Below are 18,953 nucleotides of genomic sequence, written 5' to 3'. Positions count from 1 at the left end.
AATGTTCAGCCACCAAAACGAGAAAGCACAATAGATGTCATCAATCAGACCAGTAAAGCAGGCGCGCAAGGCGTTGCTGTGGTTACTGATCGTCTTCATCATCGCAACCGGCGTGCTGGTGGCTGGTGCAGCGACAGGTAAAACCGCGTGGGGGCCCAAGCTGGCCCTCGACCTTGAAGGCGGCACCGAGATGATCTTGGCCCCCCGGGTTCAAGGTAATCAAACGATTAATCAGGAACAGCTGGACCAAGCGGTAGAAATTATCCGCCAACGTGTGGATGGATCTGGTGTTTCAGAATCTGAAATCACCACCCAGTCCGGTCGTAACGTTGTAGTCTCCATGCCTGGTACTCCTGATCAGGCCACGCGTGACCTGATCCAAGCATCTGCCGCAATGGAGTTCCGCCCAGTTTTGGTTTCGGGCGCTTACGAGGCGACCCCTAAGGACAAGCGGACTGCTAAGGCGGAGCTGCCAAACCCGAAGGATGAGCCGAAGAATGCTTCGGATACCAGCTGGGTCACCGCGGATCTGTACAAGCAGTTTGAAGCCTACGATTGCAAGACCGAGCTGGCCAAGGGTAGCGGCGAAGACGCTGATCCTAAAAAGCCAATGATTTCTTGCGATACCGGCACGCAGGCGAAGTACATTCTTGGCCCTCAGGAAATCCCTGGCGACCAGATCTCTGACGCTTACGCTCAGTTGGCACGTGGATCCAATGGATCGGTGACTGGTGAATGGGTTGTTGTTATTGAATTCAACCAGCAGGGCACCAAGACCTTCGCAGATACCACTCAGCGACTGGTGGCACTTCAGGGTGCACAGAACCAGTTTGCGATTGTGCTTGATGGCGAAACCATTTCGGCTCCAACCACCAACGCCGTAATTTCCGATGGTCGCCCCCAGATCTCTGGCGGCTTTACGCAGGAGACTTCCCAGGCGCTGGCCGAGCAGCTCAAATACGGTGCGCTTCCGATCAGCTTTGATATCCAGTCCGAGCGTCAGGTCTCTGCTACTCTCGGTGCTGACCAGCTGAAGGCTGGCCTCATTGCCGGCGTCATCGGTCTAGTTCTGGTCTTCATCTACTCGCTGTTCCAGTACCGCGCACTGGGTCTTGTCACCATTGCGTCCCTGTTGGTTTCAGGCATCCTAACCTACTTGGCCTTGGTCTTGCTCGGTTGGGGAATGAACTACCGGCTTTCGCTAGCTGGTGTTGCAGGTTTGATTGTTGCCATTGGTTTGATCGCTGACTCGTTCATCGTTTACTTCGAACGTGTCCGAGATGAATTGCGCGACGGCCGTCCGTTGGCAAGCGCCGTGGATATTGGTTGGGGACGTGCCAAACGCACCATCCTTGCTTCCAAGGCAGTGAACCTGTTGGCCGCTGTGGTGCTTTACATTGTTGCTGTTGGTAACGTGCGAGGCTTCGCCTTCACCTTGGGCCTAACCGCACTCATCGACCTCGTCGTTGTTTACGGACTAACGCACCCGACCTTGGTATTGCTGGCCCGTACCCGGTTCTTCGCTGACGGACACCGACTATCCGGTCTGGACCCTTCGTTGTTGGGCGTTGAGCCACTGTACAAGGGCGCCGGGCAGATCCGTCGATTCGGCGAAAATGCTGAGGCTAACCGTGGTAAGAAGAACGCGAAGGCCTCAGGCGAAGCAGCAAAGCGCATGACCATTGCCGAGCGTCGTCGCGCCGAGGCGCTACAGTCTTCACAGCCGGGCAAGCAGGAGTCCAAGGCGCAGGAGGAGAACAATGAATAAGCTAGTGACGTGGGGCAACGAGCTCTACACCGGCAAGCGTTCCTACCCGTTCACCTCCAAGCATCGCCTCTGGTTCGCCATTGCTGGCGCGTTGGTGATCCTTTCCATTCTGATTCCAGTGGTTAAGGGCGGCTTCAACCTCGGTATCGATTTCCGTGGCGGTTCAGAATTTACCGTTTCGGGCGTGCAGAACACTGACATCAAAATCGGTGAAGAAGCTGTTACCTCTGTGGCTTCGGGTTCTGAAGCGACAGTTACTAACATTGCGCAGAACACTATGCGTGTTCAGACCGAACGCCTAAGCGATGACGAGACCTTGGAAATTGCACGGGCCTTGGCTGACGGATACCAAGTCCAAGCTAAGGAAGTAACCAGTAACTTCATCGGTCCAACCTGGGGCCAAGACGTATCGCGTCAAGCCTTGGTAGGACTAGTTGCCTTCGTGGTGCTTGTCGGGTTGCTCATGGCTGTCTACTTCCGCACCTGGAAGATGTCGTTGGCTGCAATCGTTGGTTTGTTCGTTGTCATCATCGTGACCGCCGGAATCTACTCGATTTCCGGTTTTGAGATTACTCCAAGCGCGATCATCGGCTTCCTAACGATTCTGAGCTATTCACTGTATGACACGGTGGTGGTGTTCGATAAGGTTCGAGAGAACACCAAGGACTTCACCAAACAGTCACGCAGAAGCTTTGAACAGTTGGTGAACCTCGCGGTAAACCAGACGCTGGTTCGTTCCATCAACACCTCGGTTGTTGCTGTTCTTCCAGTTGCGTCGATTCTGTTCATCGGTTCCTACATGCTTGGTGCAGGTACGCTCAAGGATCTTTCGTTGGCCTTGTTCGTCGGCATTATCATTTCGGCACTGTCCACTCTGTTCGTTCAAGCGCCGTTGTACCAATGGCTGCGACGCAATGATGCAGATGTTGCTGAACATACAAAGTCGATCGCTCAGGCATAGTCCGCAGTAGCTTAAAAGAGGCACTTCCAGCACTCGCTGGAGGTGCCTCTTTGCAACTGCGTGAAGCGGTGTAATTAGTTGTCACCGGCCGAACGTGCTATAACAAATGAACCAAACAAGGTGTTTTTAAGTGCAAGGTCGTAGAGGTGTCTACGACCGAAAACTACCAGCACGCGACGCGCGGCAAGATCACAGCTGCCAGCGAAGTGTGGTGGCAATGGGGAAGGAGCGGGGCATGGCTAATACGCCTAACCTGAACAATTCGAAACGACGCTCAATCTCCCGTTTAGTGCGCTTTGCTGGACGCGGTAGTACTCCTGGCACCTCGCCGACGCTTGAGCCGTTGCTTCGCACGGTCAAATCCAAGCATCCACGGGCAGATCTGGACCTGCTGGTCCATGCTTACGAGGTAGCCGAAAAATACCACGAGGGGCAAAAACGTAAGAGTGGGGATCCCTACATCACCCATCCGGTGGCCGTAGCAACAATCCTTGCTGAGATGGGTATGACCGGAGCGATTCTCGCCGCCGCCCTATTGCACGACACCGTTGAAGATACCGAGTACTCACTCGAATCGGTCAAAAAAGAATTCTCTGAAGAGATCGCCATGCTTGTTGATGGCGTGACCAAGCTGGACAAGGTCACTTACGGTGAAGCTGCTCCAGCCGAAACCGTTCGCAAGATGGTTGTTGCCATGTCGCGCGACATCCGAGTATTGCTCATCAAATTGGCGGACCGCCTGCACAACGCCCGCACCTGGCGTTACGTTTCAGCAGAGTCTTCCTCACGTAAAGCCAAAGAAACTTTGGAGATCTTCGCTCCACTGGCTCACCGCCTAGGCATGAATACCGTTAAGTGGGAGTTGGAAGATCTTTCCTTCGCCGCTCTGCATCCTAAGGTGTATCAAGAAATCGTGCGCATGGTGGGGGACCGAACACCAGAACGCGAAAAGTATCTGACCGCTATCCGACAGACCTTGAACGGCGACTTGGGCAATGTAGAAATTCATGCCTCAGTTTCGGGCCGTCCGAAGCATTACTACTCGATCTATCAGAAGATGATTGTTCGAGGAAAAGACTTTGACGACATCCATGACTTGATGGGCGTTCGTATTCTGGTCGATACGGTCAAAGATTGTTATGGCGCACTCGGCGTGGTCCACTCTGAGTGGAACCCCCTGCCAAACCGCTTCAAAGACTACATCGCTATCCCTAAGCTGAACCTTTACCAGTCATTACACACCACGGTCATGGGTCCAGAAGGCAAGCCGGTTGAAATCCAGATCCGCACACACGACATGCATGTGCGTGCCGAATACGGTGTTGCCGCGCACTTCCAGTACAAGCACGGACAATCCGCTAACTCCATGCTCTCGCCTGAGCAGAACATGGACTGGCTGCGTTCCCTGATGGAGTGGCAGGCCGACACCACTGATTCAGAAGAGTTCCTTGACGGACTGCGCTACACCATCAGTTCGGCCGAGGTTTACGTTTATACGCCCAAGGGCGACATCATGTCTCTGCCTGTGGGTGCGACTCCCGTGGACTTTGCATACTCCATTCACACTGATGTTGGTCACCGCACGATTGGTAGCCGAGTCAACGGCAAGCTTGTACCGCTGCACACTGAACTTAAACAGGGCGATGTTGTTGAGGTCTTTACCTCGAAGGCTGAAAGCGCTGGCCCATCCCAGGACTGGCAAAACTTCGTTAAGTCGCCACGAGCCAAGGCTAAGATCCGTGGCTACTTCTCCAAGGAACGTCGAGAAGAAGCGATTGAAAAGGGCAAGGAGCTTCTGACCAAGGAGCTTCGTCGCAACCATCTGCCACTGCAGAAGTTGATGACCCATGACTTGCTCACCACCGTTGCCAACGAACTTCACCACACCGACATTTCTGCCCTGTACCAGTCGGTAGGCGACGGTCATACGAGTGCACAGAACGTTATTGAGCACCTGACGGCCCTCATTGGCCCTCCAGAGGCCGAACAGGTTGATGAGGAAGTCGTAGTTCGCCCGAACGCTCCAAGCGCGACTACGGGCAACGACGCAGGTGTGATTGTTGAAGGTGTCGGAGATGTGCTGGTTAAACTGGCACGTTGCTGCACGCCTGTGCCACCGGATGAGATCCAAGGCTTCGTAACTCGCGGGGCAGGTGTCTCGGTGCACCGCACAGACTGCCTGAACCTGGTACAGCTTTCGACCCAGCCTGACCGTCTGGTCAATGTCACGTGGGCCGCCAAGCACCACGGCGTGTTCCTCGTCGAGATTCAGGTTGAGGCGCTGGATAGAAAATCGTTGCTTTCTGATGTCACTCGAATCCTGTCCGAGAGCCATCTGAACATTTTGTCCGCCTCAGTGCAGACCAGCAAGGACCGTGTGGCACTGTCCCGCTTCTCCTTTGAAATGGGCGACCCTAAGTTCTTGAGCCACGTACTGAATCAGGTGCGTCGCATCGACGGTGTCTACGACGTGTACCGCACGACCGCAGGTTCACGACGTTAGGCCGCTTGCGCGACGTCATCGAAGGAATCAACCAGACGCAGGGCGCGTGAGCGTTCTGGGGATGGTTCGTAGCGTTGTAATGAATCCCTGATCGTTTCTAAGTTCAGGTACGGGTCGTGCAAGCTTATCGCGTTGCTCAGTACCCGACTTGCCACGGGTAGTGGGTCAAACTGCGCGCAGTCACAAACGCTTCTGAGCGCCGATGTCACTTTGACTCGACTGCGAAAAACCATCTGAGTATCGGGCACTCTGGTTTGCATAAATTGAACGTTGAGCCCGAAGCCCGGTTGAAACGGGCGATGATAACTGCGTGTATAGATACACAGCGTATAAACCTCGGGCAGTAAGCCGTGGATCCACGCGGCCGTTTGTCTGGCCAGCACAGTGCTGGAATTCAACTCTCGTCCGCAGACAAACGCGGCGATACGTGCTCTGAGTGAAGCCGTGATCCGAATATTGCTGGGCAGGAAGCAATCGCCCAATACTTCACGTAGTAGCCCATTAGAGGCCATAGCTTGTAGTTCATTGCGACTAAACATTTGGCCGGCGATCCAAAGATCCTCCGGAATGCGCAACGCGACGGCGCCTGATTCGGTAGCCTGGCAATTTCTAGATTCCATGTAGCTACTGAACCAGTAAGCGCCGTCGCGTTGACGGTGTACTGACGATCTGTGGATTACTTACTCAAAGTCGGCAGCCGACTTCTCCAAAGTGTTCAGCCACATACGACGAGCATCAAGAGCTTCTTGAGCCTTTTCGATCTGCTTTGCGTTGCCCTTAGCCTGAGCTGCAGCCAAGTCATCTTCCAATGCAGAGATGGTGTCCTGGAGCTGGGAAAGCATCGAGTTTGAACGAGCCTTGGTCTCTGGGTTGGACCGACGCCACTGCTCATCTTCGGCACCCTTGACGGCATCTTCAACCTGACGCAGAGCTGATTCAACGCGCTGTAGGTCGTTGCGTGGAACCTTGCCAGCAGCTTCCCAACGATCGCGAATCTTCTCAAGCTTGGTCTTGGTGGTAGCCAAATCCTTGATTGGCAAAAGCGCACGCGCTTCTTCCAACAGGGCTTCCTTCACTACCAGATTCTCTGAGTACTCAGCATCAATCTTGGCATTGGCCTCGGTACGAGCCTGGAAGAAAACATCCTGAGCGGCACGGAAGCGTCCCCAGAGCTGATCGTCGTCCTTGCGCGAAGCACGGCGCGACTTCTTCCACTCATCCATGAGCTTGCGGTACTCAGCTGCCGTAGCAGCCCAGTCCGTTGAGGTCTGCAAAGCTTCGGCGCGAGCAATTAACTCTTCCTTAACAGCCTTCGCAGAGGCGTTAGTGGAATCAAGCTGCGAGAAGTAGGCGCGGCGGTGACGATCAAATATCGTGCGAGCAGCGCGGAACCGCTTCCACAAAGCATCTTCGGTAGTCCGAGGCAAACGAACGGAAGAACGCTGGGAGGCTTTCCACGCTTCGAACAATTCGTTCATGGACGCCGAAGCGGTCTTCCACTGAATCTGCTCTGGACGCTTTTCAGCCATCGCTTCAGCCTGCTCAACAATGGCTTCACGAGCAGCCTGCTGTTCAGCACGAGCCTCATCGTGAGCCTTGCGCTGTTCGCCATTAAGACTCTCGACTGCAACACGAACGTTTTCAAGACGCGTTTCCAGCGCTGGGATATCGCCAACCATGTGGCGCTCAGCGACGGTGGCCGAGAGGGTGGAGACAGCCTTGCTCAGCTCACCGGCCGGAGCCTTAGCTACAACACGCTGCTCTAGGAGCATGAGCTGGGAAATCGCGTCGTCATATTTGCGCACGAAGTAGCTCAAAGCTTCCTCCTGCGTGGCGTCGGGATACTGACCCACTGGGAACTCGGCACCATCGATGATCACGAAGACGTGTCCATCTTCGGTAACGCGGGCAAACTTAGCCGCTTCGTCGAGGGGAGTGGTATGTGCGACGCTAGGCGCTACGACCGGCTTTGCTACAGGCTTCTGCGCCTGCGGCAATGGGGTCTTCTGGCTGTCGTCGGATTGCTGACTGGTGGTCACCGCTGAAACTCTTTCACTGTACGAGCACTTGCTGTAGCCAACTCTACCTGTGACCTCCGTTTCTTAGTAAGCCGACGTGCACAGGTTTCTTGCAAATCAGGCTTAAGATGTATTGGTAGCCCAATTTGCACTAAGGAGTTTCATGGCACGCAAGGCCTCACTATCAGGTTTCCCAGAATGGCTTCCAGCTGAACGGGCTGTTGAACAGCACGTGCTGGACACCTTGCGTCATGTTTTTGAACTGCATGGTTTCGCAAATATTGAAACCCGCGCCGTGGAAACCCGTGCGCAGCTGCTTCGCAAGGGCGAAATCGACAAGGAAGTTTACGGGCTGTCCCGTTTGGCTGCCGAAGACGATAAAAACGATCCCAACGCTTTGGCCCTGCACTTTGACCTCACCGTGCCTTTTGCACGCTATGTCGTGGAGAACGCCGGATACTTGGCTTTCCCATTCCGTCGTTACCAAATGCAGAAGGTCTGGCGTGGCGAGCGTCCACAGGACGGTCGCTTCCGCGAGTTCACCCAGGCTGATATCGACGTGGTTGGCGATGGCACCTTGCCATTTAGCTACGACGTGGAGCTCGCGCTGACCATCGCCGATGCGCTTTCTGCCCTGCCTATTGGCGACTTCCGCCTGCGAGTGAATAACCGCAAGCTAGCTGAAGGCTTCTACCGTGGACTGGGTCTTCAAGATCCGGATGCGGTATTGCGCGCCATCGACAAGCTGGAAAAGATCGGCGATGAAGCTGTCGCCAAGATTCTGGTTGAGGAAGTCGGCGCAACACGCGAGCAGGCTGATGCGGCACTGGCACTGGCAAAAATTCGCACCCTTGACACCTCATTCGTGGAACAAGTCCGAGCACTCGGGGTAAGCCACGAGTTGCTGGACACCGGTCTTGATGAGCTCTCCCAGGTGATCGATGCTGCTTCAAAGCGTGCGCCAGGCAAGGTGATGGCTGACCTTTCCATCGCCCGCGGCCTGGACTACTACACCGGCACCGTCTACGAAACCGTGTTGGTAGGCCACGAATCCTTGGGTTCGATCTGCTCCGGCGGACGCTACGAATCGCTGGCATCCAAGGGCAAGAAGAACTACCCAGGTGTGGGCCTGTCCATCGGCGTCACCCGGCTGATTTCACGCATCTTGGCCGAAGAAGTGGTCACCGCCAGCCGCAGCGTTCCATCAGTGGTATATGTCACCTTGGCCAACGATGACACCTGGCACGAAGCTCAGGATGTGGCCTCGAAGCTGCGTTCACGCGGAATCGCCTGCGAGGTAGCAGCCAGTGCCGAGAAATTTGGCAAGCAGATCAAATTTGCTGATCGACGCGGGATTCCGTTTGTCTGGTTCACCCAGAATGACGGCACCCACGAGGTTAAGGACATTCGCTCCGGTGAGCAGGTAACTGCCGATCCGCTCACCTGGATGCCGGCCGAGTCTGACCTAAAGATCGCCATCAGCTAATACTTGCGGCCAACTGGCCCGCACACGCACCTTGGCAAGGTGCACTAAACTTCATGGGGAGAAACTTTCCCAACCGACCGAAAGGATCGTAGTGCTACGCACTCATCAGCTGGGCGTCTTGAACGCTGAGCACATTGGACAGCAGGTTACCCTCACCGGTTGGGTCGCGCGTCGCCGTGACCACGGTGGTGTTGCCTTCTTGGATTTGCGTGATGCTTCGGGCGTAGCCCAGGTTGTTGTACGCGACGAAGAGGACTTCCACCCGCTGCGCAATGAGTTCGTGCTGCAGATCGTCGGCAACGTCGAGCGCCGCCCGGAGGGCAACGAAAACCCGAACCTGCCAACCGGCCAGATCGAGGTTATCGCTGATACCGTCACCGTGCTGAACACCGCAGCACCCCTGCCTTTCCAGGTTGACGAGCACGTTGAGGTTGGCGAAGAGGCGCGTCTGCGTCACCGCTACCTTGACCTGCGCCGCCCAACCCCGGCACGCAACATCCGTTTGCGCTCCGAGGCTAACCGTGTAGCACGTAACCTGTTGCACGATCAGGGCTACATCGAAATCGAAACCCCAACGCTGACCCGTTCCACCCCGGAAGGCGCTCGCGACTTTGTTGTTCCTGCACGCCTGACCCCGGGTGCCTGGTACGCGCTGCCTCAGTCCCCACAGCTGTTCAAGCAGTTGCTGCAGGTTGGTGGCTTTGAAAAGTACTACCAGATCGCTCGCTGCTACCGCGATGAGGACTTCCGTGCGGACCGTCAGCCAGAGTTCACCCAGCTGGATATCGAAGCTTCATTTGTTGAAGAAGACGACATCATCGAGCTCGGCGAAAAGCTGGTCTCGGAACTGTGGAGCCTGATCGACGTACAGGTCCCAACCCCGATCCGCCGTATGGCGTACTCGGAGGCTATGGCCAAGTACGGTTCAGACAAGCCAGATCTGCGCTTCGGCCTAGAGCTGACTGAAATGACCGAGTACTTCGAGAACACCTCGTTTAAGGTCTTCCAGTCCGAGTACGTTGGCGCAGTGGTTATGCCTGGTGGCGCATCCCAGCCACGTCGCACCCTGGATGCTTGGCAGGAATTTGCTAAGCAGCGCGGTGCCAAGGGCTTGGCATACGTTTTGATCAAGGAAGATGGCGAGCTAGCTGGCCCAGTGGCCAAGAACCTTTCGGACGAAGAGAAGGCCGGCCTGGCCGCTGTCACCGGCGCGACCGCCGGTGACTGCATCTTCTTCTCCGCTGGCAAGAAGAACGAAGCGCGCGCACTGCTCGGTTCGGTCCGTGTTGAAATCGGTCACCGCACCGGTTTGATCAAGGAAGGCGACTGGGCGTTTGTCTGGATCGTCGACGCACCAATGTTTGAAGCTGCCTCCGACGCTGTTGCCTCGGGCGACGTGGCTGTGGGCGCTGGCGCTTGGACCGCTGTGCACCACGCATTCACCAGCCCTAAGCCAGAGTTCATGGACACCTTCGACGCCGATCCTGCCTCGGCGCTGTCCTACGCTTACGACATCGTCTGCAACGGCAACGAAATTGGTGGCGGTTCGATCCGTATCCACCAGCGTGACGTTCAGGAACGTGTCTTTAAGCTCATGGGCGTGACCCAAGAGCAGGCCGACACCCAGTTCGGCTTCCTGCTTGAAGGCTTCAAGTACGGCGCCCCACCACATGGCGGCATCGCACTGGGTTGGGACCGCGTATTGCAGTTGCTGACCCACTCGGAGTCCATCCGCGACGTCATCGCCTTCCCGAAGACCGGTGGCGGATTCGATCCACTGACCCAGGCACCTGCGCCAATTACCCCGCAGCAGCGCAAGGAAGCTGGCATCGACTTCAAGCCTGAGAAGAAGAAGGCCGAAGAGGCCGAAGCCAAGTAGGCTTTCGCAGCTTCAAGTAGCCGAATTGAACGTATTCATGCGTTCGATCCGGCTACTTTTTTGCATGAAATAGGCTAAAAAGTAGATTAAAGCTGGTTTTAATACTAGGTTGGTTTTCAACCTAGACTTTTAGATCCCAGGAGAGCACTTGGCCTCGGCAGAACCCAATGACATCATCGAGCTCTACCCTGAAAGCGACCGACAATGGGCGCAGGACTTCAACATCGCGATGTGGTGGAAGGAGCTGAACGATTCCCAGTGCGCAGCGGAACTGGGCAAAGTGCTGGATGCGCTCCGCGACAGCGGTCAAAGCGCAGAAGAACTCTTTGGTGATCCCGCTGAATTCGGCGAAGCCCGGGCTTTCGCGCGCCTGGATCCGCAGCAGCTTGCGGATTCGGAGATGCCGATCAACAGCAGTTTGCTGCTCCTGGCTGGCATCGGGCTCGTTGTTGGCCTGCTGTGCACCGGTTTTGGCACGTGGGTCGGATTCCGCGACGGATGGACGTCGAACTCGTGGCACTTCTGGCAACTGGCGGCCCTGACTGCAGGCACGGGAATCGCCTTATCCGGGCACCTGTGGTGGTTCTACCGTTTGAAAGGCAAATTCGCGCGATCATGGGTGCTGGGGTTGTCCGGAATTGCGGTTTCCATCGCAGCAGCCGTACTGATCGCGGTATTCGGCGGTGGAGAGGTCATGCCGCTGCCCAATTGGCTGGCGCCGATTCTCGGCATCGCCCTGGCTGTCGGTGTGTTCTGGCTGCCATGGAATGATGAGTCTGAACCAGTACGCGGTGGCGCCTGCGCTTTCACGGATCCAGAAGCGTGGTTTGCCGAAACCACTCGTTTGCTGCGCGGGCGCTACGGAATGCGAAGCAGGGAAGCGGCGTCCGCTCTGGAACCTGCCCGCGAGCACTGGTCGAATATGAGCATGGAGGGCGGCGGGGCCAGCATTGCGCAAGAGTTCGGCACGCCGGGCGAATTCGCTATCGGCCTGTCAGTGAACACCGGCACAGCGCTGAAGCGACGCTGGTTACTACGCCGCCTGCTACCGCTAGCCGTAGTGGGCCTCTACAGCTTCAGCCTCGTGCCGGAGGCGATCGCCCCAGACCGCAGTGGATGGGATATCTTCTTCGCGGCGTGCCTTCTGATTTTTGTTGCGGTGACCCTCTACGAGTTGCGCCCGGCGAATCGCGCAGAATACGTAGAATCCAAGCTTGCTGAAAGGCGCGCCCAAGTCCGCGGTATGGAAGAAGGCCGCGATGAGTAAGGACTCGCCATTTCCTGGCAGCTGGCAACGCGCCATGCTCCCGATGCTCCTGCTGGCTGAGCTCTCCAACGGCCACGCTCACGGCTATGCCCTGTCCAAGTCCCTGCAAGAACGCGGTTTCGGCCCGCTCAAAGGCGCAACGCTGTACCCCGCATTGGCGAAGCTGGAAGCCGCGGGTCTCGTGGAAACCCGGTGGCAAGAAGGCCAAGGCGGGCCGGGGCGCAAGGTCTACGAACTAGCCGCCGCCGGTCGGGTAGAACTAGCCGAGCAACGAGCCAGCTTCGAGCAACTGACCAAACTGGTACAGAGCACCAGCCGCTAGGGGAGGTCTGCCGAGTCGACGATCATCGTGAACGGACCGGTATTGGTCAGCGAGACATTCATCATCGCGCCAAATGCGCCGGTCTGAACGCTCGCGCCCAGTTCCCGCAAGTAAGCCACGAAGTATTCGTACAACGGCTCGCTCACCGGCCCTGGTGCCGCATTGGACCACGAAGGCCGGCGCCCCTTGCGCACCGAGCCGTAGAGGGTGAACTGGCTGATCACCAAGAGCGGGGCATTTTTGCTGGCAGCGGAGGTTTCATCCTCCAAAATGCGCAGCTGCCAGATCTTCTGGGCGACCTTGCGCGCGGTGGCCTGATCGTCATCGTGAGTCACGCCCAGCAGGATCACCAGCCCGGGGGAGTCCAACCGGCCTGTGATCTCCCCGTCAACTTCGACGTGGGCGGTGCTGGCGACCTGGACGACGGCGCGCATGGAGCAAGTCCTTTCAAGAGGCAATAGGTGTCGGCGGTGGCGTGTTGGCATGCACCGCGCGACTCCCAGAATATCGGTAGGCTTAGCAGGTGAGCGATTTGTTCGATTCCCTGTCCGATGATCCGCGCGAAGCACGCGAGCCCCAAGTCAACCGGCCGCGTCCGCCTCTTGCGGTGCGCATGCGCCCCAAGTCGCTGGATGAACTGGTAGGCCAGCAGCACCTGCTCGGTCCCGGCTCGCCTTTGCGCCAGCTTGCCGAAAACCCGGAGACCGGCTTGGCCGGTCCGGCCAGCGTGATCCTCTACGGGCCTCCGGGCATCGGCAAAACGACCATCGCCCATGTGATCGCCCGCGCTACCGACCGCAAATTCGTCGAACTCTCGGCGATCACCGCCGGGGTGAAGGACGTACGCCGGGTCATCGAGCAGGCCAAGGACGACCGCGACCTGCGCGGGGTCACCACCGTTTTGTTCCTCGATGAGATCCACCGCTTCAACAAGGCCCAGCAAGATGCCTTGCTGCCCGGGGTGGAAAACCGCGTGGTGGTGCTGGTGGCTGCGACAACGGAAAATCCGTCCTTCTCGGTGATCTCCCCGCTGCTCTCGCGTTCGCTGCTACTGACCTTGCGTCCGCTGACCGACGGTGACCTGTCGACCCTGCTTGAACGCGCCGTATCTGACGAACGCGGCTTCAACGACCAGGTGATCCTCGAAGAGGAGCAGCGCGATGCCATCGTCCGGCTGGCCCAGGGCGATGCCCGCCGCTCGCTGACCGTGCTGGAAGCTGCCGGGGCAGTGGCCTGGAACGCCGCCGGAGCTGGCGTGGCCCCGCCGGTGCAGATCACCGCGGATCACGTCCAGCTGGCCATGGACCAAGCGGTCCAGCGCTACGACAGGGACGGCGACCAGCACTACGACATCATTTCCGCATTCATCAAGTCCATCCGCGGCTCCGACGTGGATGCCGCCCTGCACTATCTTGCACGTATGCTCTCCGCGGGGGAGGACCCCCGCTTCATTGCCCGGCGACTGATGATTTCAGCCAGTGAAGATATTGGCATGGCCGATCCCACCGCCCTTCCCCTGGCCGTCGCCGCGGCCCAATCGGTGCAACTGACCGGCATGCCCGAAGCGCGGATCATGCTGGGCCAAGCGACCGTGCATTTGGCGACCGCACCAAAATCCAATGCCTCCTACAACGCCACCAACGCCGCCTTAGCGGATGTAGCCGAAGGCAAGGGATCCTTGGTTCCAGATCATTTGCGCGACGCACACTATCCCGGTGCCAAACAACTGGGCCACGGCGTGGGCTACATCTACGCCCATGACGCGCCACATTCCATCGCCACCCAGCAGTATTTGCCCGATGATCTAGTCGGCACCAACTACTACACGCCGACAGTTAATGGGGCCGAAAAAACCATTGGCGCCAGGCTCACCCGGCTGCGTGAAATCATTCGCGGCAAGGACCCGGTACGAGGTAAAAAGCAGCGTTAATTGTGCGCTAGAACTCAGCGCCAGGCGTACTGGTTTCGTGTAGACTTGATCTTTGGCTGGCAAGCCATGCCCAGAATGCGAGCGATCGCGTACTGGAGCAGGGTTGCAGTGTAGCAGGGCCGCGACGCCCACACACTCTCCATCCTGGAGGCCAGTAGATACCGTCGCTGATCGAAAGGGACACATTAATGGCTAACGCCCGTGCCCGCCGCACCGTACGCCTTTCGCGTGCGCTCGGCCTTGCATTGACCCCTAAAGCTGAAAAGTACATGGAGCGCCGTCCATACGGTCCAGGCCAGCATGGCCGCGCCCGTAAGAAGCAGGACAGCGACTACGCAGTACGTCTGCGCGAAAAGCAGCGTTTGCGTGCCCAGTACGGCATCCGCGAAGTTCAGATGCTGAACGCATTCAAGGAAGCTAAGCGCCTCGGCGGCCAGACCGGTGACAACCTGTTGGCACTGCTCGAGTCCCGCTTGGATGCTTTGGTTCTGCGTGCAGGCTTCGCTCGCACCATCCAGCAGGCTCGCCAGCTGGTTGTGCACCGTCACATCCTGGTCAACGGCCAGCGTGTTGACCGTCCGTCCTTCAAGGTACAGCCGGGTCAGCTGATCCACGTACACGAGAAGAGCGAGAAGATGGTTCCTTTCCAGATGGCTGCAGCAGGTGAGCACGCAAAGGTGCTTCCAGCTGTTCCTAGCTACCTGGACGTAAAGCTGGAAGCCCTTCAGGCTACCTACCTGCGCGCTCCTGAGCGTGCAGAGATCCCAGTGACCTGCGAAGAGAACCTCGTGGTCGAGTACTACGCACGCTAAATCCGTGCGCTAGTTCCAAGCCCGCAACCGATTTCGGTTGCGGGCTTGTCGCTTAACTACCTGTTGGAGCTCAGACTTCGATAAGGTGGACTGGCACCAAAAACCAAAGCAGAAGAGGAAGCACATGTCGGGTTCGGATATTGCAGGGCTTATCGCCGCCGGCGCGTTTGTAGTACTGGTCGTACTGCTGGCAGTGCCGATCATTAAATTGGGCAAGGTGTTTGATGAGCTTCGCACCACGATCAAAGACGTGGCAGACGGAACCACCCCATTGCTAGGGGAGGTCGCCAACACGGTCGCCACCACCAATGACCAGCTCAAAAAGGTCGACACGATCACCAGTAACGTTTCTGATACCAGTGCCAATGTTTCCGCGCTGTCCTCGCTAGTTGCTGCCACCGTAGGCAAGCCGCTGATCAAGGTCGCCGCGTTCACCGAAGGCGTGAAGGTTGCAATGAACACCAAGCCAAGTGGCAAGGCACGTCGCAGCCGCTAAGTCAGAGCCTGTTCGATCGAACACGTATCGATGCTTGATCAGACCGTCGGCCAGCTGATGGCCGCCAAGGAGACTAGAATGAAAAAGCTCTTGTGGGTTTCTATTGGTGTGGGCGTAGGAATGCTCGCCACCAAGAAATACGCTGAAGTAAAGTCCGGGGCAGCGCTTAATCGCCAGGTCAGCAAATACACTGACCGCGTCGCGGAATATTTGGAAGCCTTCCATCAAGGAATGAGCTCCCGCGAAGAAGAATTACGTTCCGCCTTGGGCGTGGACGCCGCTAAGTGAAGGGATCATCCGTAACACGATGAAAACGCAGGAAATTGCCCGTCGGTGGGTCGACTTTTTCGTCTCGAAGGGCCACACCGCGGTGCCCAGCGCCTCGCTGGTATCAGCCGACCCTTCACTCTTGTTCACTGTGGCCGGTATGGTTCCTTTCATTCCGTACCTCACCGCCCGTGAAGAGGCTCCGTACAACCGTGCGACTTCGGTGCAGAAGTGCATCCGTACCGGCGACATCGAAGAAGTAGGTAAGACCGTACGTCACGGCACCTTCTTCCAGATGTGCGGTAACTTCTCCTTCGGTGACTACTTCAAGAATGAAGCCATTCACTACGCCTGGGAACTGCTGACCAACTCGCTCGAGGATGGTGGCTACGGTCTGGACAAGGAACGCCTTTGGGTCACCGTCTATGAAGACGGCGATGAGAAGGACGTTGAAGCACGACGGATCTGGGAAGAAGAGATCGGCATCCCGACCGAGCGCGTTGTAGGCACCGGTAAGGAAGATAACTACTGGAACACCGGCCAGCCCGGTCCCGGCGGTCCTTGCTCGGAGATCTACTACGATCGCGGTGCACAGTACGGTCAAGAAGGCGGCCCAGCTGTCGACGAGACCCGCTACATCGAAATCTGGAACCTCGTGTTCATGCAGTACCGCCTTTCGGCCGTACGCTCAAAGACCGATTTTGATGTTGCCGGCGAACTGCCAAAGCGCAATATCGACACCGGTCTAGGCCTTGAGCGCCTTGCGATGATCTTGCAGGGTGTGGAGAACATGTACGAGACCGATCAGGTCCGTCCGGTGCTCGACAAGGCTGCAGAACTCGCTGGCGTCACCTACACCTCCACCGAGGATCCAACTGACCCTAACCACGCCACCGACGTGCGCCTGCGCATGATCGCCGATCACATCCGCTCCTCGCTGATGCTGATCTCCGACCAGGTCACTCCGGGCAATGAAGGCCGCGGCTACGTGCTGCGCCGCCTGATTCGTCGTGCCGTGCGTGCCATGCGCCTGATGGGCGTGGATACCGAAGTACTCCCAGAGCTACTTCCAGTCTCGCGCGATGCCATGAAGGGTGTTTACCCAGAGGTAGCCAACGACTTCGAGCGTATTGCGCGCATTGCTTACGCTGAAGAGCGCGCATTCCGTCGCACCATCGCTTCGGGCACCACCCGTCTTGATGAAGCGCTGGGTCACGCTAAGGACGAGGGCAAGAACCTTTCAGGTGACGACGCTTTCACCCTGCACGACACCTTCGGTTTCCCGATCGACCTCACCCTAGAGATCGCAGCAGAAGCTGGTCTGTCCGTTGACGAGCCGCGCTTCCGCGAACTGATGAACGAACAGCGCACCCGCGCGCAGAAGGATGCTAAGGCCAAGAAGGCCGGCCACGCTGACCTTTCTGTCTACAGCCAGCTGGCTGAGGCCGGCAATGTGCACTTCACCGGTTATGACACCCTTCAGGGCGAGTCGTCGATCCGTGGCATTATCCGCGACGGCCAGGTTGTTCCTTACGCTGAGCAGGGTCAGGAAATTGACCTGGTGCTCAACGAGACCCCGTTCTACGCTGAGTCCGGCGGACAGGCTGGCGACAGCGGTCTGATCACCGGTGATGGCTTTGTTCTCGAGGTCACCGATGTGCAGGCTCCGGTTAAGGGTCTGAACGTACACAAGGTGATCGTGCGTGAGGGCGAGCTTCCAGCCGAGGCTTTGGTCCGCACCGAAGTTGACGCGGTACGCCGTCGCTCCGGCGAGCAGGCACACTCCGCCACTCACTTGGTGCACGCTGCACTGCGCGAGCTGCTTGGCCCAACGGCCACCCAGGCTGGTTCCTTCAACAAGGCAGGCTACCTGCGCTTCGACTTCTCGTGGGCAGAGGCGCTTTCGCCAGCAGCTCGCAGCGAAGTTGAAGAGGTTGTGAACCTCGCAATTGCTTCGAACTACCAGGTTGTCACCAACGAAATGGCTCTGGCAGAGGCGAAGAAGCTGGGCGCTATGAGCCTGTTCGGCGAAAAGTACTCCAACGACGTTCGCGTGGTTGAAATGAACGGTGCTTGGTCGCGCGAACTGTGTGGTGGTACCCACGTGGATAACACCGCCCGCATTGGTCAGCTGACCTTGCTCTCCGAAGCTTCGGTGGGCTCGGGCAACCGCCGTGTTGAGGCGCTGGTCGGTATGGAAGCATTCCGTCACGGCGCAGCTGAGCGTGCTTTGGTTTCTGAGCTTTCGGGCTTGTTCCGTGTGCCTTCTAACCAGGTCTCCGAGCGTGTTAACGACACCGTTGCCAAGCTCAAGGCGGCTGAAAAGCAGATCGCTGAACTCAAGAGCCGGGCAATGCTTGCACAGTCCGCATCGCTGTTGGAGAAGGTCGTCACCATCGGTTCGACCCGTCTGCTGGCACACAACGCCGGCCAGATCGATTCGGCTGATGCGCTACGCACCATGGCTTTGGATCTGCGCGGCAAGCTAGGCAGTGAAGCGGCGGTGATCGTCTTGATCGGCGAATCCAACGGCCGTCCACTGGTGCTAGCAGTGACCAACGATGACGCACGTGCCAATGGATTTAAGGCTGGGGCCTTGGTCCGTACCGCGACCGGTGTACTCGGCGGCGGTGGCGGCGGCAAGGACGATATGGCTCAGGGCGGCGGCCAGGATGCTTCGAAGATTGACGAAGCACTGGATGCTATCCGGGCGGCCCTAGCTAATGGCTAATGTTGCACTCGGCGTCGACGTGGGCCTAGCCCGCGTCGGCGTTGCCGCGTCTGACCCATCGGGCATTCTGGCGACCCCTGTGATGACCCTTCGACGCGATGTGAAGAAAAATTCGGACCGTCGAATGCTTTTGCGCATCATCACCGATCGAAATGCCACCGAGGTGTTCATCGGGGAGCCAAAATCGCTGGCCGGAAACACCACAGAATCCACCAAAATGGCTCGTGACTACGCTATTGCTTTGGCAGAAGAAGCTTCAGAGGCTAATATCGAGCTGTCGGTTTTTCTGGTTGACGAACGCTTGAGCACGGTTAATGCGCACCGCGCGTTGCATGCTTCGGGACGTAAGATGGAGGATCATCGCAAGGTTGTCGACCAAGTCGCAGCCACAGAAATCCTGCAGCAGGTGCTGGAAATGCGCCGGAACAACGTCCGCGTGCAGGCCAGCCGGATCGTACTGAAGTAAACCTAGCGATCCTAGGTTTAGTACGAACCGCCCCGAGAAACGAGAGT

Annotated in this window: 16 protein-coding genes; 13 read left to right on the top strand and 3 right to left on the bottom strand. The window is 57.6% G+C overall.

Annotation, left to right across the window (positions count from 1 at the left end):
- The first annotated feature begins 34 nt into the window (after positions 1–34).
- From secD to EYR88_RS03160, 3 genes are all read left to right on the top strand, one after another.
- Positions 35–1,768: a protein translocase subunit SecD gene (gene secD, locus EYR88_RS03170; protein ID WP_131088281.1), complete on the top strand. Its 1,734-nt coding sequence runs from the start codon at positions 35–37 to the stop codon at positions 1,766–1,768.
- Complete coding sequence (secF, locus tag EYR88_RS03165) at positions 1,761–2,729, top strand: protein translocase subunit SecF (protein ID WP_131088280.1); 969 nt, start codon at positions 1,761–1,763, stop codon at positions 2,727–2,729. Before secD ends, secF begins: the two co-directional genes overlap by 8 nt.
- A gap of 235 nt (positions 2,730–2,964) precedes the next feature.
- On the top strand, positions 2,965–5,232 hold the full coding sequence (locus EYR88_RS03160) for a bifunctional (p)ppGpp synthetase/guanosine-3',5'-bis(diphosphate) 3'-pyrophosphohydrolase (RefSeq protein WP_131088279.1): 2,268 nt from the start codon (positions 2,965–2,967) through the stop codon (positions 5,230–5,232).
- Here EYR88_RS03160 and EYR88_RS03155 read toward each other — a convergent pair.
- Complete coding sequence (locus tag EYR88_RS03155) at positions 5,229–5,852, bottom strand: hypothetical protein (RefSeq protein ID WP_131088278.1); 624 nt, start codon at positions 5,850–5,852, stop codon at positions 5,229–5,231. The genes EYR88_RS03160 and EYR88_RS03155 overlap by 4 nt on opposite strands.
- A 60-nt stretch (positions 5,853–5,912) precedes the next feature.
- Positions 5,913–7,271, bottom strand: a complete 1,359-nt coding sequence (locus EYR88_RS03150) for a DUF349 domain-containing protein (RefSeq protein WP_131088277.1) — start codon at positions 7,269–7,271, stop codon at positions 5,913–5,915.
- Positions 7,272–7,413: 142 nt separating this feature from the next.
- Here EYR88_RS03150 and hisS point away from each other — a divergent pair, with 142 nt between their 5' ends.
- From hisS to EYR88_RS03130, 4 genes are all read left to right on the top strand, one after another.
- Positions 7,414–8,736, top strand: a complete 1,323-nt coding sequence (gene hisS / locus EYR88_RS03145; RefSeq protein WP_131088276.1) for a histidine--tRNA ligase — start codon at positions 7,414–7,416, stop codon at positions 8,734–8,736.
- A gap of 91 nt (positions 8,737–8,827) precedes the next feature.
- Positions 8,828–10,615: an aspartate--tRNA ligase gene (gene aspS / locus EYR88_RS03140; protein WP_131088275.1), complete on the top strand. Its 1,788-nt coding sequence runs from the start codon at positions 8,828–8,830 to the stop codon at positions 10,613–10,615.
- Between the two features lie 148 nt (positions 10,616–10,763).
- Complete coding sequence (locus EYR88_RS03135; protein WP_131088274.1) at positions 10,764–11,882, top strand: hypothetical protein; 1,119 nt, start codon at positions 10,764–10,766, stop codon at positions 11,880–11,882.
- Positions 11,875–12,204, top strand: coding sequence for a PadR family transcriptional regulator (locus EYR88_RS03130; protein WP_131088273.1), 330 nt, complete (start codon positions 11,875–11,877; stop codon positions 12,202–12,204). The genes EYR88_RS03135 and EYR88_RS03130 overlap by 8 nt, the downstream gene beginning before the upstream one ends.
- Here the strand turns inward: EYR88_RS03130 and dtd are convergent.
- On the bottom strand, positions 12,201–12,638 hold the full coding sequence (gene dtd, locus EYR88_RS03125; protein ID WP_131089768.1) for a D-aminoacyl-tRNA deacylase: 438 nt from the start codon (positions 12,636–12,638) through the stop codon (positions 12,201–12,203). The two genes, EYR88_RS03130 and dtd, sit on opposite strands and share 4 nt — an antisense overlap.
- 110 nt (positions 12,639–12,748) lie before the next feature.
- Between dtd and EYR88_RS03120 the strand changes: the two genes are divergently transcribed.
- The 6 genes from EYR88_RS03120 (at position 12,749) to ruvX (ending at position 18,906) form a co-directional block, all read left to right on the top strand.
- A complete protein-coding gene (locus tag EYR88_RS03120; protein WP_242632533.1) occupies positions 12,749–14,134 on the top strand; it encodes a replication-associated recombination protein A in 1,386 nt (461 codons plus the stop codon).
- A gap of 188 nt (positions 14,135–14,322) precedes the next feature.
- Positions 14,323–14,946 carry a 30S ribosomal protein S4 gene (rpsD, locus tag EYR88_RS03115; protein WP_131088271.1) on the top strand — a complete coding sequence of 208 codons (624 nt, stop codon included), beginning with the start codon at positions 14,323–14,325 and terminating at the stop codon, positions 14,944–14,946.
- Positions 14,947–15,070: 124 nt separating this feature from the next.
- Positions 15,071–15,442, top strand: coding sequence for a DUF948 domain-containing protein (locus EYR88_RS03110; protein ID WP_131088270.1), 372 nt, complete (start codon positions 15,071–15,073; stop codon positions 15,440–15,442).
- A gap of 78 nt (positions 15,443–15,520) precedes the next feature.
- Complete coding sequence (locus EYR88_RS03105) at positions 15,521–15,730, top strand: hypothetical protein (protein ID WP_131088269.1); 210 nt, start codon at positions 15,521–15,523, stop codon at positions 15,728–15,730.
- Positions 15,731–15,749: 19 nt separating this feature from the next.
- The gene (alaS, locus tag EYR88_RS03100) at positions 15,750–18,440 is read left to right on the top strand and encodes an alanine--tRNA ligase (RefSeq protein WP_131088268.1); all 2,691 of its coding nucleotides are present in this window, start codon (positions 15,750–15,752) and stop codon (positions 18,438–18,440) included.
- Entirely contained in the window at positions 18,433–18,906 is a 474-nt protein-coding gene (gene ruvX / locus EYR88_RS03095; protein ID WP_131088267.1) for a Holliday junction resolvase RuvX, read from the top strand. Before alaS ends, ruvX begins: the two co-directional genes overlap by 8 nt.
- Positions 18,907–18,953: the final 47 nt, after the last annotated feature.

It is taken from the genome of Arthrobacter sp. S41, assembly GCF_004320535.1.
Classification (GTDB): Bacteria; Actinomycetota; Actinomycetes; order Actinomycetales; family Micrococcaceae; genus Glutamicibacter.
The sequence above is the reverse complement of the archived record's forward strand: the minus strand, read 5'-3'. Positions and strand labels throughout refer to the sequence as shown.

Excerpts from the sequence above, each read along its gene's own strand:
- secD (WP_131088281.1), top strand. The coding sequence starts at position 35 with ATGTCATCAATCAGACCAGTAAAGCAGGCGCGCAAGGCGTTGCTGTGG.
- secF (WP_131088280.1), top strand. The coding sequence starts at position 1,761 with ATGAATAAGCTAGTGACGTGGGGCAACGAGCTCTACACCGGCAAGCGT.
- EYR88_RS03160 (WP_131088279.1), top strand. The coding sequence starts at position 2,965 with ATGGCTAATACGCCTAACCTGAACAATTCGAAACGACGCTCAATCTCC.
- EYR88_RS03155 (WP_131088278.1), bottom strand. The coding sequence starts at position 5,852 with ATGGAATCTAGAAATTGCCAGGCTACCGAATCAGGCGCCGTCGCGTTG.
- hisS (WP_131088276.1), top strand. The coding sequence starts at position 7,414 with ATGGCACGCAAGGCCTCACTATCAGGTTTCCCAGAATGGCTTCCAGCT.
- EYR88_RS03130 (WP_131088273.1), top strand. The coding sequence starts at position 11,875 with ATGAGTAAGGACTCGCCATTTCCTGGCAGCTGGCAACGCGCCATGCTC.
- dtd (WP_131089768.1), bottom strand. The coding sequence starts at position 12,638 with ATGCGCGCCGTCGTCCAGGTCGCCAGCACCGCCCACGTCGAAGTTGAC.
- rpsD (WP_131088271.1), top strand. The coding sequence starts at position 14,323 with ATGGCTAACGCCCGTGCCCGCCGCACCGTACGCCTTTCGCGTGCGCTC.
- EYR88_RS03110 (WP_131088270.1), top strand. The coding sequence starts at position 15,071 with ATGTCGGGTTCGGATATTGCAGGGCTTATCGCCGCCGGCGCGTTTGTA.
- EYR88_RS03105 (WP_131088269.1), top strand. The coding sequence starts at position 15,521 with ATGAAAAAGCTCTTGTGGGTTTCTATTGGTGTGGGCGTAGGAATGCTC.
- alaS (WP_131088268.1), top strand. The coding sequence starts at position 15,750 with ATGAAAACGCAGGAAATTGCCCGTCGGTGGGTCGACTTTTTCGTCTCG.
- ruvX (WP_131088267.1), top strand. The coding sequence starts at position 18,433 with ATGGCTAATGTTGCACTCGGCGTCGACGTGGGCCTAGCCCGCGTCGGC.